Source organism: Nocardioides sp. NPDC054178, assembly GCF_055585005.1.
Window position 1 is genome coordinate 20786 of record NZ_JBVJKY010000012.1, and the last position, 24492, is coordinate 45277.

General features: G+C 71.2%; 19 protein-coding genes. 9 read left to right on the top strand and 10 right to left on the bottom strand.

The genetic code is table 11. From position 1 onward, the window contains the following. Positions 1-14 precede the first annotated feature (14 nt). From ACZ6WN_RS29290 to ACZ6WN_RS29300, 3 genes are read right to left on the bottom strand one after another with little or no spacing between them, the layout of a single operon-like run. On the bottom strand, positions 15-2114 hold the full coding sequence (locus ACZ6WN_RS29290; protein WP_465869793.1) for an iron ABC transporter permease: 2100 nt from the start codon (positions 2112-2114) through the stop codon (positions 15-17). Then, positions 2111-3130 carry an ABC transporter substrate-binding protein gene (locus ACZ6WN_RS29295; protein ID WP_465869795.1) on the bottom strand — a complete coding sequence of 340 codons (1020 nt, stop codon included), beginning with the start codon at positions 3128-3130 and terminating at the stop codon, positions 2111-2113. Before ACZ6WN_RS29295 ends, ACZ6WN_RS29290 begins: the two co-directional genes overlap by 4 nt. A 24-nt stretch (positions 3131-3154) precedes the next feature. Continuing rightward, on the bottom strand, positions 3155-3952 hold the full coding sequence (locus ACZ6WN_RS29300) for an ABC transporter ATP-binding protein (RefSeq protein WP_465869797.1): 798 nt from the start codon (positions 3950-3952) through the stop codon (positions 3155-3157). A 155-nt stretch (positions 3953-4107) separates the two neighbouring features. Here ACZ6WN_RS29300 and pheS point away from each other — a divergent pair, with 155 nt between their 5' ends. Next, positions 4108-5229: a phenylalanine--tRNA ligase subunit alpha gene (gene pheS / locus ACZ6WN_RS29305; RefSeq protein ID WP_465869799.1), complete on the top strand. Its 1122-nt coding sequence runs from the start codon at positions 4108-4110 to the stop codon at positions 5227-5229. Beyond that, positions 5226-7715, top strand: coding sequence for a phenylalanine--tRNA ligase subunit beta (gene pheT, locus ACZ6WN_RS29310; RefSeq protein ID WP_465869800.1), 2490 nt, complete (start codon positions 5226-5228; stop codon positions 7713-7715). The genes pheS and pheT overlap by 4 nt, the downstream gene beginning before the upstream one ends. Before the next feature lie 82 nt (positions 7716-7797). Here the strand turns inward: pheT and ACZ6WN_RS29315 are convergent, their stop codons facing one another. From ACZ6WN_RS29315 to ACZ6WN_RS29325, 3 genes are all read right to left on the bottom strand, one after another. Further along, positions 7798-10005 (bottom strand): acyltransferase family protein, encoded by a 2208-nt coding sequence (locus tag ACZ6WN_RS29315; RefSeq protein WP_465869801.1) that lies wholly within the window; start codon positions 10003-10005, stop codon positions 7798-7800. Between the two features lie 61 nt (positions 10006-10066). After that, positions 10067-11098 (bottom strand): threonine aldolase family protein, encoded by a 1032-nt coding sequence (locus ACZ6WN_RS29320; protein WP_465869802.1) that lies wholly within the window; start codon positions 11096-11098, stop codon positions 10067-10069. Next, positions 11095-12036 (bottom strand): TetR/AcrR family transcriptional regulator, encoded by a 942-nt coding sequence (locus tag ACZ6WN_RS29325; RefSeq protein WP_465869804.1) that lies wholly within the window; start codon positions 12034-12036, stop codon positions 11095-11097. The genes ACZ6WN_RS29320 and ACZ6WN_RS29325 overlap by 4 nt, the downstream gene beginning before the upstream one ends. A gap of 147 nt (positions 12037-12183) precedes the next feature. Here ACZ6WN_RS29325 and ACZ6WN_RS29330 point away from each other — a divergent pair, with 147 nt between their 5' ends. Then, positions 12184-13302 (top strand): FAD-dependent monooxygenase, encoded by a 1119-nt coding sequence (locus tag ACZ6WN_RS29330; protein WP_465869806.1) that lies wholly within the window; start codon positions 12184-12186, stop codon positions 13300-13302. Positions 13303-13465: 163 nt separating this feature from the next. Further along, the gene (locus ACZ6WN_RS29335; RefSeq protein WP_465869808.1) at positions 13466-16465 is read left to right on the top strand and encodes an ATP-binding protein; all 3000 of its coding nucleotides are present in this window, start codon (positions 13466-13468) and stop codon (positions 16463-16465) included. 1 nt (position 16466) lies between these two features. Here ACZ6WN_RS29335 and ACZ6WN_RS29340 read toward each other — a convergent pair whose 3' ends face one another. The 4 genes from ACZ6WN_RS29340 to ACZ6WN_RS29355 form a co-directional block, all read right to left on the bottom strand. Beyond that, complete coding sequence (locus ACZ6WN_RS29340) at positions 16467-17285, bottom strand: ABC transporter permease (protein WP_465869810.1); 819 nt, start codon at positions 17283-17285, stop codon at positions 16467-16469. 1 nt (position 17286) lies between these two features. After that, on the bottom strand, positions 17287-18291 hold the full coding sequence (locus ACZ6WN_RS29345) for an ATP-binding cassette domain-containing protein (RefSeq protein WP_465869811.1): 1005 nt from the start codon (positions 18289-18291) through the stop codon (positions 17287-17289). 67 nt (positions 18292-18358) lie between these two features. Further along, on the bottom strand, positions 18359-18913 hold the full coding sequence (locus ACZ6WN_RS29350) for an LOG family protein (RefSeq protein WP_465869813.1): 555 nt from the start codon (positions 18911-18913) through the stop codon (positions 18359-18361). A gap of 10 nt (positions 18914-18923) precedes the next feature. After that, a complete protein-coding gene (locus tag ACZ6WN_RS29355) occupies positions 18924-19757 on the bottom strand; it encodes a maleylpyruvate isomerase family mycothiol-dependent enzyme (RefSeq protein ID WP_465869814.1) in 834 nt (277 codons plus the stop codon). Positions 19758-19865: 108 nt separating this feature from the next. Here ACZ6WN_RS29355 and argC point away from each other — a divergent pair, with 108 nt between their 5' ends. The 5 genes from argC to ACZ6WN_RS29380 are packed head-to-tail and all read left to right on the top strand — an operon-like array spanning position 19866 to position 24472. After that, the gene (argC, locus tag ACZ6WN_RS29360) at positions 19866-20903 is read left to right on the top strand and encodes an N-acetyl-gamma-glutamyl-phosphate reductase (RefSeq protein WP_465869854.1); all 1038 of its coding nucleotides are present in this window, start codon (positions 19866-19868) and stop codon (positions 20901-20903) included. Further along, the gene (gene argB, locus ACZ6WN_RS29365; RefSeq protein ID WP_465869816.1) at positions 20900-21841 is read left to right on the top strand and encodes an acetylglutamate kinase; all 942 of its coding nucleotides are present in this window, start codon (positions 20900-20902) and stop codon (positions 21839-21841) included. Before argC ends, argB begins: the two co-directional genes overlap by 4 nt. Beyond that, a complete protein-coding gene (locus ACZ6WN_RS29370; protein WP_465869817.1) occupies positions 21838-23028 on the top strand; it encodes an acetylornithine transaminase in 1191 nt (396 codons plus the stop codon). The genes argB and ACZ6WN_RS29370 overlap by 4 nt, the downstream gene beginning before the upstream one ends. Beyond that, positions 23025-23948, top strand: coding sequence for an ornithine carbamoyltransferase (argF, locus tag ACZ6WN_RS29375; protein WP_465869819.1), 924 nt, complete (start codon positions 23025-23027; stop codon positions 23946-23948). Before ACZ6WN_RS29370 ends, argF begins: the two co-directional genes overlap by 4 nt. Further along, the gene (locus ACZ6WN_RS29380; RefSeq protein WP_465869820.1) at positions 23945-24472 is read left to right on the top strand and encodes an arginine repressor; all 528 of its coding nucleotides are present in this window, start codon (positions 23945-23947) and stop codon (positions 24470-24472) included. The genes argF and ACZ6WN_RS29380 overlap by 4 nt, the downstream gene beginning before the upstream one ends. Positions 24473-24492: the final 20 nt, after the last annotated feature.

Here is a 24492-nt window from a genome sequence, read left to right on the forward strand (position 1 = left end):
GCCTCACACCCTCGTCATGACCTGGAGCGGGCCAGCAGGAAGATGAAGTACGGCGCACCGATGAGCGCGACGACCAGACCTGCGGGGATCTGGGCGGGGCTGATCGCGGTGCGGCCGATGGCGTCGGCGACCACGAGGAGCAGCGCTCCGACCAGGATGGCGACCGGGACGACCCGGGCGGCCCGTCCTCCGACGAGGGCGCGCGCGATGTGCGGGGCGACCAGGCCCACGAAGCCGACCACGCCGACCGCGGAGACGGCCATCGCGGTGAGCACCGCCGCGCTCAGCAGGATCAGCAGCCGCACACGCTCCGAGGAGACCCCGACCAGGCGTGGGGTGTCGTCGTCCAGGTTGAGCAGGTCGAGCTCGCGGCGCACCATGAAGGCGACCGGGATCGCCAGGGCCAGGGCGACCGCGACCGGGACCACCTGCTCCCAGCTGCGACCGTAGGTCGAGCCGGAGAGCCAGGTGTAGATCCGTGGGGTGTCCCACGGGTTGGAGCGCACCAGCAGGAAGGTGCTCAGCGAGGCTGATCCGTACCAGACGCCGATGCCGATGAGCACCAGCCGGTCGGTGTCGATCCCGCCGCGCCAGGCCAGGCCGTAGACGAGCCCGAAGGCGACCAGCGCTCCGACGGTCGCCGCGATGAGCATGGTGGTCGTCGAGGCTGCTGCCGAGGACTCGCTGCTCCAGCCGGAGGACAGCCCGGTCACCACGACGACCGCGCCGACCCCGGCGCCGCCGGTGATGCCCAGGATCCCGGGCTCGGCCAGCGGATTGCGGCAGGTGGCCTGGACGAACGTGCCCGCCAGGGCGAGCGCACCACCGGCGAGCACGGCGGCGCCGACACGTGGCGCCCGCTCGTCGAGGGCGAACTGGACCAGCGGGATCCCCTCGCCCTGCAGCCAGGCGACGATGTCGCCGGTGTAGAGCCACTGGTGGCCGGCCAGCAGGCCGACGACGGTGGCTCCGACGGTCAGGGCGAGCAGGAGGACGAGCACGATCAGGAACCGGACCCGGCTGCGGATGGTGACGGTCGCTCCCGGCAGCCGGCGGGTGGGGCCGCTGTCGCGTCCGCCACGGGCGAGGAGCACCATCACGACCGCGCCGGCGATCGTCGTGGTCACGCCGGTGGGTACGGACATGGCCTCGTCGGCGCCGAGCACGGCCCGGACGAGGACGTCCGCGGCGACGACGACGAGAGCACCCATGAGACCGGCGGCGGGCAGCAGCACCGCGTGCCGGTTGAGCGCGGGGACGATCCGGCCGAGCAGGCGGACGAGCACCGGGGCGCACAGACCGACGAAGCCGATCGGCCCGGCCAGCGTCACCGCCGCCGAGGTGAGCACGACGGCGAGGACGGTCCCGATCGCCCGGGTCGAGCGGACCGGGACGCCGAGGACCGAGGCCGCGTCGTCCCCGGCCGAGAGCAGGTCGAGGCGGCGGGCGAGCATCAGGCCGCAGACGGTCGCCACGACGACGACCGGTGCCACCTGCCAGAAGGCCCGCAGCCCGAGCTGGCTCAGCGAGCCGCTGCCCCAGGCGAACAGGCTCGTGGTCTCCTCGGAGTAGAGGATGAGCAGGGTCGAGGTGCCGGCCTGCAGCGCGAGCGCCACCGCCGAGCCGGCCAGGATGAGCCGGGTCGTCGACGTACCCGCACCGCCGGCCAGTGCGAGCACGAGCCCGGCGGCCGCGAGGCCGCCGAGGAAAGCCGTGATGCCCGAGGCCCACAGCGGGACCGAGAGCCCGAACGCGGCGACCAGCGTGACCGCGAAGTACGCCCCTCCGGTCACCGCGAGGGTGTCGGGAGAGGCCATCGCGTTGCGTGCCAGCGACTGCAGGAGCACGCCGGCGACGCCGAGGGCGAACCCGACCGCGATGCCCGCGGCGAGCCGCGGGATCCGCGAGCCGGTGATGATCTCCACCGTCGACGCGGTCGCGCCGTGCGCCTGCTCACGTCCGAGCAGCGCGTCGAGGAAGTCGGCAGGGCCTACCCCCGAGGTGCCCTGGGTGAGGTGCCAGCCGGCAGCGAGAAGCAGCCCGGCGAGCAGGCACAGGAGGACGACTGATGCGCCTCCTGCACCCGCTCGCGGAGCCTTGACGGCTTCGGTCACTTGGTGAGCAGGTCGACGTACGCGTCGAGGATCTGCTCCGCCGAACGCGGGCCACCGAAGGTCCAGATGGCGGCGGGGAAGGCGTGGGAGCGGCCCTCGCTGACCGCGGGGATGGACTTCCAGACCTTGTTCTTCGCGAGCTCGGCGTTGACGTCGCCGACGGGGTCGACGGTGCCGGTGTAGAAGAAGGTGGCGTCGCCGAGGGTGGTCATGCCCTCGATGTCGGTCTGCCCGAGGCCGTACGCGGGGTCGACCTCGCCGGTCCAGGCGTTCTTCAGGCCGAGCTCTTCGCCGAGCTCACCGATCAGCGAACCCTGGCCGAAGGGGCGGATCGCCACGTTGGCGCCGTCGATCCAGCCGTCGAAGTAGACGAACTCGGTGCCGGCGACATCGGCGTCGGCGAGCGCCTTCTTCGACTCGGCGAGCTTGTCCTCGAACTCGCCGACGACGACCTCGGCCTGCTCCCCGCGGCCGGTGGCCTCGGCGATCATCTCGAAGGTGGTCACCATGTTGGCGACCGGGTCCTTGGCGTCGGCGCCCTTGGTGGCGAGCACGGGGACGTCGTACTTGGCGAGCTGCTTGAGGATCTCGTCCTCGGCGGTGTAGGCCTCGACGACGATCAGGTCGGGGTCGGTGCCGAACAGCGTCTCCAGGTTGGGCTCGCCCCGGGTGCCGACATCGGTCGTTCCCTCGTCGAGCTTCTCGGCGGTGTCCCAGGTGTTGTAGCCCTTGACGTCGGCGGCCGCCACCGGGTCGACGCACAGGCTGAGCAGGTCCTCGGTCTGCTGCCACTCGAGGACCACGACCTTCTCGGCGGGCTTGTCGAGCTCGACCTTGTTGCCGAAGGCGTCGGTCAGGCTGACCGCGCCGGTCGAGGTCTCGACCCCTTCACAGTCCGCGGAGGCCTTCTTCTCGGGCTCGTCGGTCTCGGCGGCGGTGGTGGTCTGGCCACACGCCGCGAGCAGCAGCGCTGCGGCGGCCGTCGCCAGGGCAGCGGTCGTCGTACGTCGATTCATGATTCCTCTTCGTGTCCACCGGCGTCAGCGCCGGGCGTGATGCCTGCCGCGTGGCTCGACCCGGACGCGCCCGGTCTCCAGATCGGAGGTCACCTCGATCGGGAGCCCGTACACCTCGGAGAGGTGTTCGGCGGTGAGCACGTCAGCGGGTTCGCCGGTGGCGTGCACAACGCCGTGGTGCAGCAGTACGACCTGGTCCGCCACGGCGGCGGTCTGGTTCAGGTCGTGCAGGACGACGCCGATGGCCGTCCCGTGATGGTCCGCGAGGTCGCGGACCAGGTCCAAGATCTCGACCTGGTAGCGCAGGTCGAGGTGGTTGGTGGGCTCGTCGAGCAGCAGCACGCCGGTGTCCTGGGCCAGGCAGCTGGCCAACCACACGCGCTGCAGCTCGCCACCGGAGAGCTGGTCGACCGGCCGGTCCGCCATCCGCGCCGTGCCGGTCAGCTCCATCGCGCGGTCGATGCTCGCCAGGTCGTCCTCGCTCAGCGCGGCGAAGCGCCGGCGGTGTGGATGACGGCCGAAGCCGACGATGTCGTGGACGGTCAGGCCGGAGGGGTGCGGGCGCGACTGGGACAGCAGCGTCACCTTGCGCGCGAACTCGCGCGCACCCAGCGGGGCGCTGTCGTCGCCGTCCAGGGACACCGACCCGGAGGTCACCCGGTGCAGCCGGGCGAGGGAACGGAGCACCGTGGACTTTCCCGAGCCGTTCGGCCCGATGAGGGCGGTGACCCGACCCTGCTCGAGACCGATCGAGACTCCATGGACGACGGTGGCGCGGGCGTAGCCGAGAACCAGGTCGTGACCGGAGAGCGCAGGAGGCATGAGGTGAGGCTAGCCTAACTAAGGCAAGGCTGTCTCGGAGGGCTCCGAAATGGTCGCTCGCCGCCGCGGGATGTCCGGTTCGCGCGGGGAGGTGCGAGGTTCCTAGACTGTCGTCCATTCATGACAACTGAGTCATCAGACGACGAAAGCCAGTGATGTCCGGTCCCAACACCGACTATGACCCGGTAGAGGTCACCCCCTTGAAGGCTGAGGAGGTCGAGGCCGCGCGCGATGCTGCGCTGGTGGCCATCGACGCCGCGAACAGTCTCGAGGAGCTCAAGCAGGCACGGCTCGATCACGCCGGCGACCGTTCGCCGCTGGCCCTGGCCAACCGCGAGATCGGCGCGCTGCCTCCGGCCGCGCGCAAGGAGGCCGGCCAGCGCGTCGGCAAGGCTCGCGGTGCGGTCAACCAGGCGCTCGCCGCTCGGCAGAAGGTCCTCGAGGCCGAGCACGAGGCCCGGATGCTGGTCGAGGAGACCGTCGACGTGACGCTCCCGACCGACCGGCTCCCGGCCGGCGGGCGGCACCCGCTCACCACCGGCGCCGAATACATCGCCGACATCTTCGTGGCGATGGGCTGGGAGGTCGCCGAGGGGCCGCTCATCGAGGCCGAGTGGCTCAACTTCGACGCCCTCAACCTCGGCCCGGACCACCCTGCTCGCACCATGCAGGACACCTTCTGGACCGAGCCCGCCGAGAACCATGTCGTCCTCCGGACCCACACGTCGCCCGTCCAGGCGCGGACGATGCTGACCCGCGAGGCGCCGATCTACGTGGTCTGCCCCGGACGCGTCTTCCGCACCGACGAGTACGACGCGACCCACTCGCCGATGTTCCACCAGGTCGAGGGGCTGGCCATCGACGAGGGCATCTCGATGGCGCACCTGAAGGGCACCCTGGACCACTTCGCCACCCAGATGTTCGGCGAAGGCATCGTGACCCGGTTCCGGCCGTCGTACTTCCCCTTCACCGAGCCCTCGGCCGAGGTCGACCTGACCTGCTTCGTCTGCCGGGGCGCGCAGGTCGTCGACGCCGGAGACGGTCAGCTCGTCACCTGCCGCACCTGCAAGGGCGAGGGCTGGATCGAGTGGGGCGGCTGCGGGATCGTGAACCCGCGCGTCCTGGTCGCGTGCGGCGTCGACCCGGAGAAGTACAGCGGCTTCGCGTTCGGGATGGGCATCGACCGCACCCTGATGTTCCGCACCGGCCTGTCCGACCTGCGCACCCTCTTCGAGGGTGACGTCCGGCTTACTACTGCATTCGGGAGTGAACTGTGAAGGCCCCCCTCTCCTGGATCAAGGAGTACGTCGACCTGCCCGAGGGCCTCGGCGTCGAGGAGATCACCGACCGGCTGACCGCGCTCGGTCTCAAGCTGGAGGCCATCGAGACCTCCGGTGCCGGCATCGAGGGCCCGCTCGTGGTGGGTCAGGTGCTCACCGCCGAGAAGGAGCCCCAGAAGAACGGTAAGACGATCAACTGGTGCACCGTCGACGTCGGCGACGCCAACGGCACCGGTGAGCCGCAGGGGATCGTCTGCGGTGCGCACAACTTCGTGCCCGGCGACAAGGTCGTCGTGATCCTGCCCGGCGGCGTGCTGCCCGGCAACTTCCAGATCTCGGCGCGGAAGACCTACGGCCACATGTCGGCCGGAATGATCTGCTCCGCCCGCGAGCTCGGGCTGGGGGAGGAGGCCGACGGCATCATCGTGCTGCCGCCCGACGCTCCCGCGCCCGGGACCGACGCGCGTGAGGTGCTCGGGCTCGGCGAGGAGATCATCGAGTTCGAGATCAACCCCGACCGTGCCTACGCGCTCTCGATGCGCGGGATCGCCCGGGACGCGGCGCTCGGCTTCGACGTACCGTTCCACGACCCGGCGCAGATCGACTTCCCCGTCGCCGACGGTTCGGGCTACCCGGTCCGGCTCGAGGACGAGGCGTGCGACTACTTCGTCACCCGCGTGATCACCGGGTTCGACCCGGCCGCGCCGACGCCCGAGTTCATCAGGAAGCGGCTCGAGGCCACCGGCGTACGGTCGATCTCGCTGGCCGTCGACGTCTCCAACTACGTGATGATGGAGCTCGGCCAGCCGACGCACTGCTACGACCGGGCCAAGCTGTCCGGTGACATCGTGGTGCGGCGGGCGAGCGAGGGCGAGAAGATCACCACCCTCGACGACGTGGTCCGGGTCCTCTCCGAGGAGGACCTGCTGATCACCGACGACTCCGGCCCGATCGGCATCGCCGGTGTCATGGGCGGGGCGTCCACGGAGATCTCCGAGACGACCACGGACATCGTGGTCGAGGCCGCGCACTTCGACCCGACCACCGTCTTCCGCTCCCAGAAGCGGCACAAGCTCCCCTCCGAGGCCTCCAAGCGCTTCGAGCGCGGGGTCGACCCGCTGCTGCCGCCCGCGGCGGCCGAGCGCGTCGTCGAGCTGCTCGTCGAGCACGGTGGCGGTCAGGCGGTCGGCGTCTCCGAGGTCGGGCCGACGGCCTCGCCCGCGACGCGCAAGCCGCTCACCACCATCACGATCCCCGTCGACCTGCCGGCCCGGATCATCGGGATCGACATCGACGAGGCGACGGTGGTGAAGTCGCTCGAGCTGATCGGGGCCGGCGTCGCCGTGTCCGGTGACTCGCTGACCGCGACCGTCCCGACCTACCGGGTCGACCTCACCGACCCGTACGACCTGGTCGAGGAGGTCGCCCGGATCGTGGGCTACGACAAGGTCCCCTCGGTGCTGCCGCGCCGGGCGACCGGTCGCGGCCTGACCCGCGCTCAGCAGCTGCGCCGCCGGATCGGGCGTGCCCTGGCCGGGGCCGGGCTGGTCGAGGTCGTCGACTTCCCGTTCGTGGGTGAGGCCGACTTCGATCGGCTCGGGCTGCCCGCCGACGACGTCCGGCGCCGCACCGTCAAGCTGGCCAACCCGCTCAGCAACGAGGAGCCGGGCTACACCACGACCCTTCTGCCCGGGTTGTTGAAGGTGGCTGCCCGCAACGTCTCCCGAGGTCAGGACGGGGTCGCCCTCTTTGAGACCGCGACGGTCGCCTTCCCGGTGGACCAGGCCGCGCCCATCTACGGTGTCGACCGGCGCCCCTCGGTGGAAGAGCTCGAGAAGCTCTTCGCCGCGATCCCGCGCCAGCCGCTCCACCTCGCCGTCGTGCTCGCCGGGGAGCGTACGCGGGGTGGCTGGTGGGGCTCCGCCGAGACCGCCTCGTGGGCCGACGCCATCGACGTCGTCCGCCGCCTGGGCACCGAGCTCGGGGTCGCCGTCGAGGTCGCCTCGGCCTCGCGGGCGCCGTGGCACCCGGGCCGCTGCGCGGTCGTCTCGATCGACGGGGTCGAGTTCGGCCACGCCGGCGAGCTGCACCCCAACGTGTGCAAGGCCTTCGGGCTGCCGGCTCGTTCGGCAGCGGTCGAGATCGACCTCGACTTCCTGATCTCGAAGGTGCCCGCCACCGCCGCCGGCCCGGTCTTCTCGACCATGCCGATCGCGAAGGAGGACGTCGCGCTGACCGTGTCGACCGACGTCACCGTGGCTGCCGTCGAGGCGGCCCTGCGTGAGGGCGCCGGGGAGCTGCTGGAGACCGTGCGGCTCTTCGACGTCTACGAGGGCGACCAGGTGGGCGAGGGCAAGAAGTCGCTCGCCTTCGCGCTCCGCTTCCGCGCCCCCGACCGCACGCTGAAGGCCGAGGAGACCGCGGCCGCACGTGATGCGGCCGTGGCGAAGGCGGCCGAGCTCACCGGGGCCGTCCAGCGCTGAGGCTCCACTGAAACCCAGGAGGGCCGCTCGCGTTTCGTCGCGAGCGGCCCTCCTGGTCTGTCGGTGCGTGTGTCCGGGCTTGCTATCCCTGGGTGCGAAGCCCCATCCGGCGGGCCAGCGGCTCGACGAGCTGCGGTGCGTACTGGCGCGACATGTGGGTGCCGTCGTAGTGGGTGATGGTGTCACCGACGACGGCGGGGCAGGACCCGTCCCAGCAGAAGTAGGAGCTCATGTCGGCGACGTCGACACCGACCTCCTCGGCCGCCCGGACCTGGACGTCGATCGAGGTCTCCCGAGTCTCCACCGCGCCCATCAGGCAGTCGCCCAGGGTGGCGCCGGGCCGGGACAGGCAGGTGCCGGCGTTGGCATCGAAGCCCTGGATGTCGCGGATCAGCACCGTACGCTTCGTGTGCTTGTCCACGCGGCGCAGGAAGTCGGTGTAGGCCGGGCGCATCAGCTCGTCGATCTCGCCCCGGTCACCGACCCAGCTGCCGTCCTCGTCGTAGACGCCCTTGATCGGCGGGGCGGTGGAGACCACGGTCAGGTCGGGGTCGAGGCGCTTGAACTGCTTGAAGGCCCAACGGTTGAAGTCGTCGCACTCGGTGTAGGGATCCTTCTCGCCGCCGCGGTCGGTGGTGATCGAGGCGGAGACGCAGCGGTTCTTGACCAGGAAGTAGGCCCGGTAGCCGTGCTTCTTGGCGATCCTGTTCAGGGTCGGGACCCAGTGCAGAGCGTGGGAGTTCCCGAAGACCACCATCGTCCGGTCGCCGTCGGGGTCGCCGTCGACGCACAGATCGCGCTCGGTGTCGTCGGTGTAGTCGCATCGGGTCCGGCTCGGCTTGAGGGAGTCGAGCTCGGTGAGCGCGGGACGCAGCTCGGTCGGGACCGGCGTGTCCTTGCGCGCGGCGAGCACCGAGGCCCGCACCAGTGCCTCCTGCTTGTCCAGCGACGGATCGGCCGCGGGGGCGTCGGCCAGGGTGATCGCCGGCTGGAAGGATCCGCGGGTGGCCTCGAAGTCGGCGTAGACGGTGCCGCCGACCGCGATCGACGTCACCAGCGCGATGCTGACCGGGTAGAAGGTCAGCGCGCGCCGGGTCGGACGCCAGAGCGCGCCCTCACGGAACGGCGCCTCGACGATCCGGAAGGAGACGTACGCCATCACGAACGCGCCCGCGACGGCCAGGCCGCGCTCGGGCCAGGTGAGCTCACGCTGGAGGACGATCTCGGGGAGGATCAGGAGCGGCCAGTGCCACAGGTAGAGCGAGAAGGACCAGTCGCCGATCGCCCGCATCGGTGCCACCGACAGCAGCCGGGCGCCGATCGTGGTCTCGCCCGCGGGAAGGGCGCCGGCGAGGATGACCGCCGCCGAGCCGAGCACCGGGAGCGCCGCGTGGTAGCCGGGGAACGGCGTGGACTCGTCGTAGACCAGGCAGGCCCCGACGATGGCGGCCAGCCCGCCCAGGACGAGGACCTCTCGGACCAGGGGCGCTCCGGCCAGCCGCTGCATCACCCGGCCGCTGGTGACCAGGATCGCCAGCGCCGCGCCGATGCCGAGCTCCCAGGCTCGGGTGAGCGAGGAGAAGTAGGCCGCGGTGGCCTCCCCGGGCGTGTGCACGATCGACCAGGCGAAGCTGGCGAGGGTGATCAGCGCGATGGCGGCGAGGAGGAACCGGCGCGCCCGTGGCGAGCCCTGCTGGGGGTCGCGCGCGCCGCCCCGGGAGGCGCCGATCCTGCTCGCCAGGACGATGCAGATCACCGCGACGAGCGGCCAGACCAGATAGAACTGCTCCTCGACCGCCAGCGACCAGAAGTGCTGGACCGGGGAAGGTGGCAGCTCGGCCTGAAAGTAGTCGGTGCCGGCGACGGCCATCCGGATGTTGGCGGCGAACGCCGAGGCCCAGACCGCGTCGACGGCGAGCGGCGCGACCTGCGCCGGACCCAGCAGGACCACCGCGGCGACCACGGTGGCCGCGAGAGTGAGGGTGGCCGCCGGGAGGATGCGCCGGGCCCGGCGCGCGTAGAAGCGTCTCAGCGATATCCGGCCGGTGCGTCCGAGCTCACCGACGAGCTGCTGGGTGATCAGGAAGCCCGAGATGACGAAGAAGACATCGACGCCGACGAACCCGCCGGCGAACCAGGAGACTCCCGCGTGGGCGGCTAGAACGGTGAGGATGGCGACGGCGCGTAGCCCCTGGACGTCGCCACGTAGCCGTTTCGCCGGCACCGAGGCGGGCTGGGGGGAAACGGTCGTGCTGGGGGTGAGGTGGGGGACCTGGAGGTCGTGAGGCATAGGCGGGTGAGGTTACCGAGTTCGCCCCGTGGATGCCCAGATTTCGCCTCTCGGCCACGTCTCAGCTCGGGTCGGCCGCCTCGAGCTGAGACAGCACGGAGCGGATGTCCTCGCCCGTGGTCTGCCACGACGTCACGAACCGGACCTGGCCGCCGAGCCGGTAGAAGAGCACCCCGGCTGCCTCCAGGCGGTCGGCCGTCTCCTCGGCGAGGTCCACCCAGGCGAGGTTGGCGTCGACAGAGTTGGTGATGCGTACGCCTGCCTTCCGGAGGCCGGCGGCGAGCTCGGCCATCCGCTCGTTGGCGTTGCGCGCGTTGTGGAGCCAGAGGTCGTCGGTGAGGTAGGCCAGCAGCTGGGCCGACTGGTAGCGCATCTTCGAGGTGACGTGCCCGCTGCGCTTGGTGCGGTAGACGAGCTCGTCGGCGGGAGCATCGGTGAAGCAGACGATCGCCTCGGCCGAGAGGGCGCCGTTCTTGGTCGCGCCCAGGGAGAGCACGTCGACCCCGGCCCGCCAGGTGAGGTCGGCAGGCGCGGCGCCGGTGGCCACGACGGCGTTCGCGAACCGGGCGCCGTCCAGGTGCACCCGCAGGTCGCGGGTCTTGGCGATCCCGGTGAGCTCGGAGATCTCCGCGACGGAGTAGACCGTGCCGTAGTCGGAGGGTGAGGTCAGCGAGAGGACGGCCGGCTGGGAGTGGTGCGGGTCGCCCCAACGTACGCCGTCCAGGTGGGCCTGCAGCGCCTCGGGCGCCATCTTGTAGCCCTCGCCCGCGATGCCGCTCATCACCGCGCCGCCGCTGAGGAAGGAGGTGGCCCCGCCCTCGCTGCCGACGATGTGGGCGGTCTCGTGGCACACCACCGAGCCCCAGGGCGGGGTCAGCGCGGAGAGGGAGAGCGCGTTGGCGGCGGTGCCGCTGAGCACCGGGAAGACGCGGGCCGTGGGGTGCTCGAAGACCTCGCGGACCCGGGCCTCGAGCGCGGCGGTCACCTCGTCACCCCCGTAGGCGAGCGCGGAGCCGGAGTTGACGGCGGCCATCGCCTCCAGGATCGCGGGGGAGACGGCGGCGGCGTTGTCAGAGCGAAGTTCGACGGTCACGGACCCATTCTGGCCTGCCGCCGGGCGTACGCCTCGATGCCGTCGAGCAGGAGGCCGAGGCCGAGCTCGAAGAGCTCGTCGATGTCCATGTCGTAGCCGTCGGCGAGCAGGGCGGTCGGGCCGAAGAGGCGGGCGACGTGGGGGAAGGCGCTCCGGAAGGAGTCGTTGCCGAAGTGGGGGACGTACTGGCGGTCGGTCCACTCCTCGGCCGAGACCCCGGTCAGCGACATGGCCTCGTCCTCGCGCTCGATGTTCGCGGCCAGCCCGGCGACGTGGTTGTAGAGCAGAACGTGCATGTCGAACTGCGTCTTCGGTGGCAGTCCGAGGCCCTCGAGCGCCCCGAGCAGGCGGTCGCCGAAGCGGAGCAGGTTGGGGAGCAGCATCGGCCGGGTCAGCGGCTGGGTGCGGCCCAGCCACGGGTGGTCGCGGTGGAGCCGCCACAGCTCGCGGCCGAGCGACTCGGCCCGCTCGCGCCACGGGGCGCCGGGATCGAGCGCGAACGGGGAGGCCGCATAGACCGAGTCGGCCATCGCCGCGACCAGCTCGTCCTTGCCCTCGACGAAGCGGTAGAGGGACATCGGGGCGACGCCGCAGCGCCCGGCCACCGCCCGCATCGAGACCGCGTCCAATCCCTCGGCATCGGCGATCGCCACGGCCTCGGCGAGGACCTGGCGGCGGGTGAGCGCTCCGGCCCCGGCGGCCGGCGAGGTGTCGGCACGTGGTGCGACCACGGTGCCCGAGCGCGGGCGGGTGACTACGAGCCCGCCGGCCCGCAGCACGTCGAGCGCCTTCGTCGCGGTCGCGAGCGCGACGCCGAACTCCTGGGCGACCTGGCGAGTCGAGGGCACCTTGCCGCCGGGTGCGATCTCGCCCTGCTCGATGCGCCGGGTCAGCTCGGTGGCGATGCGGACGTACGTCGGTTCGGTCGAGCCGGCCACGGTGGTCTCCTTCGTCTCTGTGCTAGGACAGATTCTAGCCTGAGAACCACTGTACTAGTCCAGAAGAAGGTATGTATTGCCAGTTCAGAGGCACATTCGCTACGGTCAGGAACCACCGAGATATACACCGTACCGAAAGGACCGATCATGACCACCGTCCTGATCTCCGGCTCCAGCGTCGCCGGCACCGCTCTCGCCTTCTGGCTCCGTGAACAGGGCCTGACCCCCGTCGTCCTCGAGCGCGCGCCGGCGCTGCGACGAGGCGGCCAGGCCGTCGACGTACGTGGCGCCGCCCTCACCGTCCTGCGCCGCATGGGTCTGGAGGCTCCGGCCCGTGCGCTGAGGAACGAGTCCATCGGCATGAACATGCTCGACGCCGACGGCAACGAGGTGATGCGCTCGGAGGAGTTCGCGCTCTCCTCGGGGCAGCTCGGCTCCGAGGACATCGAGATCCTCCGCGAGGACCTCGTCGACCTCGTCCACGCGCGCCTCGACGGCGTCGAGCATCTCTTCGGCGACTCGATCACCGCGATCGGCGAGAACGCCGACGGTGTGCGGGTCGAGTTCGAGCACGCCGCGCCGCGCAGCTTCGACCTCGTCGTCGGGGCCGACGGTCTCCACTCCAACACCCGTCGTCTCGTCTTCGGGCCCGAGGCCGACCACCTCCACCACCTCGGCACCTACCTGTCGGTGTTCAGCCAGGACAACTTCCTCGGCATGGACCGCTGGCAGACCTGGATCAACGACGGTCGCAACGGTGGTGCGGTGATGACCGTGCGGGACAACCGGGAGCTGCGGATCTTCCTGGGCTTCGCGGCCGATGCCATCGACTACGACTACCGCGACGTCGAGGCGCAGAAACGGCTCGTGGCCGAGCATCTGACCGGCTTCGGGTGGGAGGTGCCCCACCTCATCGAGCGGATGTGGACGGCCGATGACTTCTACTTCGACTCGATGGCCCAGATCAGGATGGAGTCCTGGTCACGCGGCCGGGTCGCGCTCCTCGGCGACGCCGCGCACTGTGCCGCGCCGCTGTCGGGCCAGGGTACGAGCCTCGCGCTCGTCGGTGCCTACGTGCTCGCCCTCGAGCTCGGGCGTGCTGCCGACCACGCCGAGGCCTTCCTCGCGTACGAGAAGCGGATGCGCCCGTTCGTCGAGGCCAACCAGGAGCTCGCCCTCATCGACCGCCGCACGGTCGACCCGGAGGAGTCGACCCGCCGCCTGGATGCCGTCAAGAGCCTGATCGAGCTCGACGCGGTCGGCTAGCGCGCGGTGCAAGCGGTGTAACACGTTGTTCGTAGGACTGCTCGCCCTATCTAATGGGGCGAGCAGTCCTACGAACGACGTGTTACACGCGGGCAGCACGTCGGAGCGAGACTGTCATTTATCCCGTACGTACGCGATATATCGCTATGACAGAATGGCGGCTGTGACGACGCTGAGTGTGCTGGACGAGGTCACCTGGGCGGGGGCGCCGGTGGCCGGCGAGCGGACCCGGGCGCTGCTGCGCGCCCTGGTCGAGGCCGGTCCGCGGGGTGCCTCCGAGGCCGCTCTGGTCGAGGAGATCTGGGGGCGCGACGACGTCCCGGCCAACCCCGCCAAGGCGCTCCAGGTGGTGGTCTCCCGGGCTCGGACCGCGACCGATCACGGCGCCATCGAACGTACGCCGCGGGGCTACCGCCTCGGCCTGCAGACCGGTGACGTCGATGCCTGGTCGCTGCGCCCGCAGGCACTGCGGCTGGCCGCCGAGAAGAGGTACGCCGAGGCGCTCCCGCTCCTCGAGCGGCTCGTCCGGCTCGACCCCGACGAGGAGGTCACCGAGGCGGTGCTGCGGGCGGTCGCCGCGGTGCACGGTGTGCCGGCGGCGCTGGAGCGCTTCGAGGCGTACCGGACCGGGCTGGCCGACGGTCTCGGCGTCGACCCGAGCCCGCGGCTGCGGGCCGTCCATGCCGAGCTGCTCGCGCGCGACCGGCCGGTGCGCTCGGGGCTTCGTCACGACGCCGACGTGCTGATCGGCCGCGAGCAGGACGCCGCCGAGGTCTCCGCCCTGCTGAAGGGCTCGCGGGTCGTCACGATCCTCGGGCCGGGCGGGCTGGGGAAGACCAGCCTGGCGCAGGTGATCGCCCACGGCGCCGAGCAGCCGGTGGTCCACTTCGTCGAGCTGGTCGGCGTGACCGCTCCCGAGGACCTGGTCAGCGAGGTCGGCTCGGCTCTCGGCGTGCGTGACTCGGTCGCCCACCGCGACCGGCTCACCCCGGAGCAGCGAGCCGATGTCCGCTCGCGGATCGCGCAGCAGCTCGACGGCGTGCCGACCCTGCTCGTGCTCGACAACTGCGAGCACATCGTGGCCGCCGTCGCCGACCTGGTCGCCTTCCTGGTCGCGACGGTGCGTGACCTGACCGTCCTGACGACCTCTCGCAGCCCGCTGGCCATCGGCGCCGAGCGGGTCTACCCGCTCGGCCGGCTGGGGGCCTACGACGGCAGCGAGCTGTTCCGGCGCCGGGCGGTCGCCGCGCGACCCGGGGTCCACCTCGACGAGGACCGGGTCGAGGAGATCGTGACCCGGCTCGACGGCCTGCCGCTGGCGATCGAGCTGGCCGCGGTGAAGGTGCGCGCGATGTCGGTCGACGACATCGCGCGGCGCCTGGAGAACAGGTTCGAGCTGCTGCGCGGTGGCGACCGCAGCGCCCCCGACCGTCACCAGACCCTGGTCGCGGTCATCGACTGGTCCTGGAACCTCCTCGCCGAACGTGATCGTCGGGCGATGCGCTGGCTCTCGGTCTTCCACGACGGGTTCACCCTCGCGGCGGCCGAGGCGATGCTCGGGGCCGATGCGTTCGCCGCCATCGAGGAGCTCGTCGACCAGTCGCTGCTGACGGTCGTCGAGGCACCGCTGGGCTTCCGCTACCGGATGCTCGAGACCGTGCGGGAGTTCGGCCGGATGCAGCTGATCGACGCCGGCGAGGACGCCGCGGCCCGCGCGGCACAGCGCGCGTGGGCGCGCGGCTACGCGGACGCGAGCGCGAGCCGGATCTACTCCCCGCAGCAGTTCGACGCCATGGACGAGCTGCGCGCCGAGGAGAGCAACCTCGCCGACATCCTGCGCCAGGTCCTGGCCGATGACGAGGCCGAGTCCGTGATCCGTCTCTTCTGCGCGATGGGTGTGTTCTGGACCATCGCGGGCGAGCACCAGCGGGTGATCATGCTGGCCGGTCCGGTCGCCGACCTGCTCGCCGAGTGGGAGCCGCCGCCCGAGCTGCTGGAGAAGACCCGCCTGGTCCTGGCCCTGCTGCTCTTCGGTGCCGCCGTCACCGGTGGCACCGGCCTCGAGCGGCTGATGACGATCCTGGACCGCGTCGGCGCCGAGGCCGAGGACCCACAGCTCAGGGTGATGCTGAAGGTGATGCGGGCGATGGCGGGCAGCGTCGCCGGACCCGGTGCCGGAACCGGAGCAGGCACCCCGACCGGGCGGCCGCTGGAGGACGAGCTGGCCGACCTGGTCACCGACCCCGACCCGGAGGTACGCGCCCGTGCCTACACCTTCCTCAGCCACGAGCGGGAGAACCTCGGTGACCCCGAGGGTGCCGTCGCCGCGGGGAGGGAGGCGCTGCGCCTGACCGGCACCGCCGGCGGCCTGTGGCCGCGAGCGATGCTGCACGCCCAGCTCAGCGGCCTCTACGCCCAGCTCGGCCGCCTCGGCGAGGCCGCCGACCACGCCCGCGAGGCCGTCCCGGTCCTGCGCCGTCTCGGTGCCGACGACGACCTCGTCCAGACGCGCGCGATCCTGGTGACGTACGCGGTGGAGCAGGGCCGCCTCGAGGAGGCCACCCAGATCCTGGCCGAGCTCACCGACGAGCGGCCGCGCGGCGGCTTCGGGTCCCGGGGCGCCGTCCACGGCGCCCGCGCCCAGCTCCTCCTCGCCCAGGGACGGGTCGGCGAGGGGCTGGCACTGTTCCGCGAGGTGGTCGCGACGATGGGCGAGATGCCGTTCCCGGGATTCACCGACGACCCCGACCTGGTGCCGTGGCGAGTGGCCGCGGAGGCGGTCACCGTGGTCGCCTGCGCCCGCCACGGCGAGGGGACCGACGGCTCCGACCTCTTCGAGGCGCTGATGGGCAAGGCGCCCCGCCTGGTCGCCCAGGAGCGCAGGGCCCAGGACTATCCCGTCACCGGGATGGTGCTGCTCGCCCTCGGGCTGTGGGGTCTGCTGCGAGACGCGCTGCCGCGCGAGGAGTCCGTACGGCTGCTGGTGCTGGCCGACCGGTTCGGCTACTCCCGCTCGTTCCTGGGCATGCGCTGGGAGCTCGCGGTCGCCGATGCGACCCGGCTCGCTCCGGGTGTGCTCGAACGGGTCTCGGAGGAGTACGGCGAACGCCGCGGGCTCGCCCTCCTGGACGAGGCCCGCGGCGTCATCGCGCGCCTGAGGTGACTCAGAGCTTCTTGCTGTAGCTCCACACCGAGAGCGGCGCAAAGATCGCGACGACCACGCCGCAGCCGACGAGCGCCCACACGACGCTCATGGTGACCTCGCCGGCGTTCATCAGGTCGCGGGTGGCGTTGATGACCAGCGTGACCGGGTTGACGTCGACGAAGTGCTGCAGCCAGTCCGGCATGGTCTCCTTCGGCACGAACGCGGGGGAGAGGAAGGTCAGCGGGAACATGATCATCATGCCCAGGCCCTGCACCCCGCCCGCGGTCTTCAAGACGGTGCCGAGCCAGGTGAAGATCCAGCTCAGCGACCAGCCCGCGAAGATGGTCAGCGCCCAGCCGGCGAGCACGCCGCCGACGCCGCCACCGGGCCGGTAGCCCATCAGCAGGCCGACCACGATGGTCAGCGTCGCCGCGATCCCGTAGCGGAGCAGGTCGGCGACCGCCGGACCGGCCAGCGGCGCGATCCGGGCGATCGGGAGCGCCTTGAACCGGTCGAAGACACCCTTGTCCATGTCCTCGCGCAGCTGGGTGCCGCGAGCCATCGAGGCGGTCAGCGCGGTCTGAGCCAGGATGCCGGTGATGATCGTCGGCAGGTACGACTTCACGTCACCCGAGATCGCGCCGCCGAAGATGTAGGCGAACATCGCGGTGAACAACAGCGGCTGGATCGTCACGTCGAAGAACTGCTCGGGGTTGCGCATCATCTTGATGTACGCCCGGCGGGCCATGGTCAGGGTCTGGCTGATCGTCTCGCCCAGACCCGGGCGGGCCTTGAGCGGGCGGTCGGCGACGGCGTACGTGGAGATCAGGGCAGTCATCTCAGGCCACCTCCTCGGTGCGGATGTCGGTGTGGACGGGGCTCTCCGGGTTCTCGGAGCTCTCGGTGCCGTGACCGGTCAGGGCGAGGAAGACCTCGTCCAGGGTCGGCTGCTGCACGTTCGCGGTGGTGATGGAGATGCCCGCGTGACGAAGGCCGATGAGCACGTCGGCGGCGCGGTCCGCGTCGGCCAGCGGTACGTTGACGCCGCCCGCCTCGGGAGTCAGCACCGGGTGCTCGCCGGTGACCTTCTCCACCACGGCGGCGGCGGTGGCGACCTGCGTCTTGTCGCTCAGACGCAGGTGCAGCGTGGAGTTGCCGACCGAGGTCTTGAGCTGCTCCGAGGTGCCTTCGGCGACCTTGACGCCGCGGTCGATGACCGCGATCCGGTCGGCGAGCTGGTCGGCCTCGTCGAGGTACTGCGTGGTCAGCAGGACCGTCGAGCCGCCGGCCACCAGCGTACGGATGGTGTCCCACATCTGGCCGCGGGTGCGCGGGTCCAGACCGGTGGTCGGCTCGTCGAGGAAGATCAGCGGTGGGCGGGCGAGGAGCGAGGCGGCGAGGTCGAGGCGGCGGCGCATGCCGCCGGAGAACTTCGAGATCTGTCGCTTGGCGGCCTCCTGCAGCCCGAAGGACTCCAGCAGCTCCTCCGATGCGGCCCGGGCGGACTTGCCGGACATGCCCAGCAGGCGGCCGAAGAGGACGAGGTTCTCGGTGGCGGTGAGGTTCTCGTCGACGGAGGCGTACTGCCCCGTGACGCCGACGAGCTGACGCACCTGGTGGGGGTGCGCCTTGACGTCGACCCCGAAGATCTCCGCCTTGCCGGCGTCGATCGGGAGCAGGGTCGCGAGCATCTTGAGGGTCGTGGTCTTGCCGGCGCCGTTGGGGCCCAGCACGCCGAAGACCTCTCCGCGGCGGATCTCGAGGTCGATCCCGTCGACCGCGGTGAAGTCTCCGAAGGTCTTGACCAGACCTGAGGCCGATACGGCCAGTTCGGTGGTTGTCATGCTCCCACGGTGAGGGGTGCCGGTTTCAGGGTGCCTTCACCGCGGTTTCACGGTTTCTCCGGTGGTTTCAGCGGGCGGCGTCGAGCCGGGTGAGGACGTCGTCGAGGTCCTCGCCCACCACCAGCGACTCCGCAGGGGAGCCGTGCAGGAAGCCCGCTGCGGCGATGCGCTCCATCATCTCCACGAGCGGGTCCCAGAAGCCGTTGACGTTGAGCAGGCCGACCGGCTTGCCGTGCAGCGAGAGGGTCTGCCAGGTCCAGACCTCGAAGATCTCCTCGAGCGTGCCGATCCCGCCGGGGAGCGCGAGGAAGGCGTCGGCGCGCTCGGCCATCATGGCCTTGCGCTCGTGCATCGTGTCGACCACGACCGTCTGCATCCCCGGAGCGCCCTCGATGCGACCCCACTCGCGTTCGACCATGAACCGTGGGATCACGCCGAAGACCCGGCCGTTCCCGTCGATCGCCCCTTGGGAGATCCGGCCCATCAGGCCCCCGCCGCCGGCTCCGTAGACCAGCTCGATCTCGCGCTCGGCGAGCCTCCTGCCGACCTGATAGGCATTCTCCGAGAGGGCCGGGTCGTTGCCGTCACGGGAGCCGAGAAAGACCGCCAGGTGCTTGATCATGGGCGTGAGGCTAGTCGTCGTCGGTGATCGCCTGGTTCGTCAACGCGCGGAAGCGCTCGTAGATGTCCTGGTCGCCGGTGACCTGGATGCCGTCGTCGTCGCGCCGGCGCCAGAGCCAGGCGTCCAGGTCGGCCGCGGTGCCCTCGATGACCACGTCGGGCTCGGTGCCGGCCGGGATCTTCTCGCCGGGGACGACGCTGAGGTCGGGCTCGTCCTCGAGACGGTCGCCGTCGGGGCGGGTGCCGGAGACGAGGCCGAGCTCGACCCAGGTCTGGGTGTCGGTGTCGACCGCGTCGACGCGGACGTACTGACCGGAGCCGGCGAAGCTCGCCCACTCGGGCTTGCCGCCGTAGAAGACGTCGAGGATCTCCTCGACCCCGTCGGCGGCCAGAGCCGGGTCGAGCGGCGTCACCGCGCCGGCGGTGAGCTCGGCGTCGAGGCGGTGGATGAGGATCTCGTGGGCCTGCCGGCGATAGGTGAAGGCGGCGGTGCGGTCGTTCGACCAGGACCAGGTCGGCTCCTCCGGCGGGGTCTGCTCCAGGATCTTGACGAACCTGGCGTTGAGCTCGTCGAAGCGGGCGAGCAGGTCCTGGTAGGTCGCCTCCGCCGGGCGCTCCGGCTCGGCATAGGTCTCGCTGGTGGGCGCGGCCGGCCGAGTCTCCAGGACGTACGTCCAGAAGTGCTGCACCTCGGCGGCGACGTGCCACAGCAGGTCGGCGGCGGTCCACTCCGGAGCGGTCGGGACCGGGGTGGTCGGGTCGGTCTCTGCGAGCACGGCGCGGAAGCGGGCCGACTCCGACCGGATGTGGTCGAGGTAGGCGGTGGGGGTGAGGCGGGTCGTCATGGAGCGAACACTAGGCGTCGGTGCGGACAGATTTCCTCCGGGTTTCTCCACGGGCCGTCTCAGCGGTCGAACACGCTTTGCGAGATACATGCAGGGTGACGTATGTTCATGCACATGACGAAGAAGCGCGTCGCCGTCGCCGGTGCCAGTGGATATGCCGGAGGTGAGCTGCTCAGGCTGCTGCTGGCCCACCCCGAGGTGGAGATCGGCGCCCTGACCGCCGCCTCCAGCGCGGGCAAGACCCTGGGGAGCCTCCAGCCCCACCTGATCCCGCTCGCCGACCGAGTGCTGGAGCCCACCACCGCCGAGACCCTGGCCGGTCACGACGTGGTCTTCCTGGCGCTGCCGCACGGGGAGTCGGGGCCGATCGCGGCCGGTCTTCCCGACGACGTGGTCGTGATCGACTGCGGTGCCGACTACCGGCTCGCCGACGCCGAGGCGTGGACGACGTTCTACGGCACCGACCACGCCGGCACCTGGCCCTACGGTCTCCCGGAGCTTCCCGGGCAGCGGGCAGCGCTCACCTCGGCCTCCCGGATCGCGGTGCCGGGCTGCTTCCCGACCGTCTCCACCCTGGCCCTGGCCCCGGCGGTCGAGGCCGGCATCGTCGAGCCCGAGGTCGTCGTGGTCGCCGCCACCGGCACCAGCGGCGCGGGGAAGTCGTCCAAGCCGCACCTGATCGGTGCCGAGGTGATGGGCAACGTCAGCGCCTACGGCGTCGGCGGCGTCCACCGGCACACCCCCGAGATCGTGCAGAACCTCTCCGCGCTCGTCGACGGCGAGGTGTCGGTCTCGTTCACCCCGGTGCTGGTGCCGATGCCGCGCGGCATCCTGGCGACCTGCTCGGCCAAGCTCGCCGACGGCGTGAGCGCCGCAGATGCGCGTGCCGTCTACGAGAAGGCGTACGGCGAGGAGCCCTTCGTCCACCTGCTCCCCGAGGGCCAGTGGCCGCAGACCCAGGCCGTGCTCGGCTCCAACGCGGTCCACCTGCAGGTGGCCGTCGACGAGGCCGCCGGGCGGCTGGTCGTCGTCGGCGCCGTGGACAACCTCGCCAAGGGCACCGCCGGGGGAGCGATCCAGTGCATGAACCTCGCGCTCGGTCTCTCCGAGGCCACCGGCCTGAGCACGGTGGGAGTGGCCCCGTGATCGATCTGGAGACCGTGGCCCACGAGCCTGGTCGGCCCGACCCCGCGAAGGCCCGTACGCTCGCCGGCGCCCTGCCGTGGCTGAAGGAGTACCACGGCAAGATCGTGGTGGTGAAGTACGGCGGCAACGCCATGACCGACGACAAGCTCAAGCGTGCCTTCGCCGAGGACATCGCCTTCATGCGGTTCGCCGGCTTCAAGCCGGTCGTCGTGCACGGCGGCGGCCCGCAGATCTCCAGCATGCTGGACCGGCTCGGCATCGAGTCGGAGTTCCGCGGCGGGCTGCGGGTGACCACGCCGGAGGCGATGGACGTCGTCCGGATGGTCCTGGTCGGCCAGGTCCAGCGTGAGCTGGTCGGGCTGATCAACGAGCACGGCCCGCTGGCCGTGGGGCTCTCCGGCGAGGACGCCGGGCTCTTCACCGCCGAGCCGGCCAGCACCGTCGTCGACGGTGAGGAGGTCGACCTCGGCCAGGTCGGCGAGGTCGTCGACGTACGTCCCGCATCGGTCCTCGACATCATCGAGGCCGGCCGGATCCCGGTCGTCTCGAGCGTGGCCCCGGACACCGACGGCGTGATCTACAACGTCAACGCCGACCGCGCCGCCTCGGCCCTGGCGGTCGCCCTGGCCGCGGAGAAGCTGTTGGTCCTGACCGACGTCGAGGGCCTCTACCTCGACTGGCCGGACCCCGAGGAGGTCATCGGCGAGATCAGCCCCGAGGCGCTGGAGAGCATCCTCCCCGACCTGGCCAGCGGGATGATCCCGAAGATGAGCGCCTGCCTCGAGGCGGTCAAGGGCGGCGTCAAGCGCGCCACCGTCGTCGACGGCCGCGAGCAGCACGCCGTGCTGCTGGAGCTGTTCACCGCCGAGGGAGTCGGCACCCAGGTGCTCCCGGGCGTCACCACGAAGACCCGCAAGGCAAGGGAGCTCGACAAATGACCACCACGGCGTCGAATTCGTACGGCGAGCGCTACGCCGGCGCGCTGATGAACACCTTCGGCGCTCCCAAGCTGGTCCTCACCCGGGGCCAGGGCGCCCACGTGTGGGACGAGGACGGCAAGGAGTACGTCGACCTGCTGGCCGGCATCGCGGTCAACGCGCTCGGCCACGCCCACCCGGCGCTGGTCTCCGCGGTGACCTCCCAGATGGAGTCCCTCGGCCACGTCTCCAACTTCTTCACTTCCCACCCGCAGGTCGAGCTGGCCGAGGCGCTGCTCGCCCGGGTTCCCGGCGGCGAGACCGGACGGGTCTTCTTCACCAACTCCGGCACCGAGGCCAACGAGGCCGGCTTCAAGCTGACCCGGCGCACCGGACGTACGCACATCGTGGCTGCTCAGGGCGCTTTCCACGGCCGTTCGATGGGGGCTCTGGCGCTGACCGCCAAGGAGGCCTACCGGGCGCCGTTCGAGCCGCTGCCGGGCGAGGTCACCTTCGTCCCCTACGGCGACGCCTCGGCGTTGGCGGCCGCCGTGACCGACGAGACCGCGGCGATCATCCTCGAGCCGATCCAGGGTGAGGCCGGCGTCGTCGTGCCGCCCGCCGACTACCTGGCGGCCGCGCGCGCCGTGGCCGACGAGCACGGTGCGCTGCTGTGGCTCGACGAGGTGCAGTCCGGCGTGGGCCGCACCGGCCGCTGGTTCGCCCACGAGACCTCCGGCGTCACCGCCGACATCGTCACCCTCGCCAAGGGCCTCGGTGGCGGGTTCCCGATCGGTGCCTGCATCGGTCTGGGCCGGGCCGCGACGCTCTTCGAGCCCGGCAACCACGGCACCACCTTCGGCGGCAACCCGGTCGCCTGCGCAGCAGGGCTCGCGGTGATCGACACCATCGAGGCCGACGGGCTCCTCGAGCACGTCACCGTGCTCGGGCAGAAGCTGCGCGACGGTCTCGCCGCCGACCCGCGGGTCGAGCGCGTCGACGGCGAGGGTCTCTTCATCGGCGTGGTGCTCGCCGGTCTCGACTCGGGCGCCGTCGCCGCGGCCGCTCTCGAGGCGGGCTTCATCCTCAACAACGCCACGCCCGAGCGGATCCGGATCGTGCCGCCGCTGGTGCTCACCGACGACGACGCCGAGGCGCTCCTCGCCGCATGGCCGGCGATCCTCGACGCAGCGGAGGGATCCCAGTGACCAGACACTTCCTCCGCGACGACGACCTCACCCCGGCCGAGCAGGCCGAGGTGCTGGCGCTGGCGGCAGCGATGAAGCAGGATCCCTACGCCGCCAAGCCGCTCGCCGGCCCGGTGACCGTGGCCACCATCTACGACAAGCCGACGCTGCGTACGCAGGCGTCGTTCTCCTCCGGGATCGCCGAGCTCGGCGGACACTCGATGCTCGTCGACGGCCGCCTGGCCGGGATCGGCGAGCGGGAGTCCGTCGCCGACGTCGCCCGGGTGCTCGGCCGGCAGGCGGGCGAGATCGTGTGGCGTACGTTCGCGCAGACCGACCTCGAGGAGATGGCTGCCCACTCCGGGGTCCCGGTCGTCAACGCGCTCACCGACGAGTTCCACCCCTGCCAGCTGCTCGCCGACCTGCAGACGCTGCGCGAGCACAAGGGGTCGCTGGCGGGCCTCACCACGGCCTTCCTCGGCGACGCCGCCTGCAACATGGGCAACTCCTGGGCGCTGGCCGGAGCGATCGCCGGGATGCACGTCCGGTTCGGCGCGCCGGATGGCTATGCACCCGACGCGGAGGTGCTGGTCAGGGCGAAGGAGATCGCTCAGGAGACCGGCGGCTCGGTCACGGTGACCTCCGACCCGGTCGCCGCGGCGGCCGGGGCCGACGTACTCATCACCGACACCTGGGTCTCGATGGGCAAGGAGAGCGAGGCGGCCGCGCGGGTCGCGGTGTTCTCGCCCTACGCACTCACCACCGACCTGCTCGGCCACGCCGATGCCGATGCGGTGGTGCTGCACTGCCTGCCCGCCTACCGCGGCAAGGAGATCGAGGCCGAGGTGCTCGACGGCCCGCGGAGCCTGGTGTGGGACGAGGCCGAGAACCGCCGCCACGCTCAGAAGGCGATCCTGGCCTTCTTGTGGGAGCGACGATGACGACGAACGAGACCCACCGACCCGCGACCAAGGGTGCGCGGCAGTCGCTGATCGTCGACATCATCTGGAGCAAGGAGATCCGGTCCCAGACCGAGCTCTCCGAGGCCCTGTTCGCCCACGGGGTCAACGTCACCCAGGCGACGTTGTCGCGCGATCTGGACGAGCTCGACGCCGTGAAGGTGCGGGCCCCGTCAGGGGCGCTCGTCTACGCGGTTCCCGGCGAGGGCGGTGACCGCACGGCGGTGGCCCCGGGGGAGTCGGCGAGCGGACGCAGCAAGCTCAGCCGGCTCGCCCGCGAGCTGTTGGTGAGCGCCGACGGGAGTGGGAACCTGGTGGTGCTGCGCACTCCTGCAGGGGGTGCCCAGTACTTCGCCTCCGCGATCGACCGCGCCGAGTACCCCGACATCCTCGGCACCATCGCCGGCGACGACACCGTGCTCGTCATCGGCCGCGAGCCCAAGGGTGGAGCGGCGCTCGTCAACCGCTTCCTCAGCCTCGCCGGCAAGACCACAGACATTCCGTAAGTTTCAGAGCAAGGAGCAAC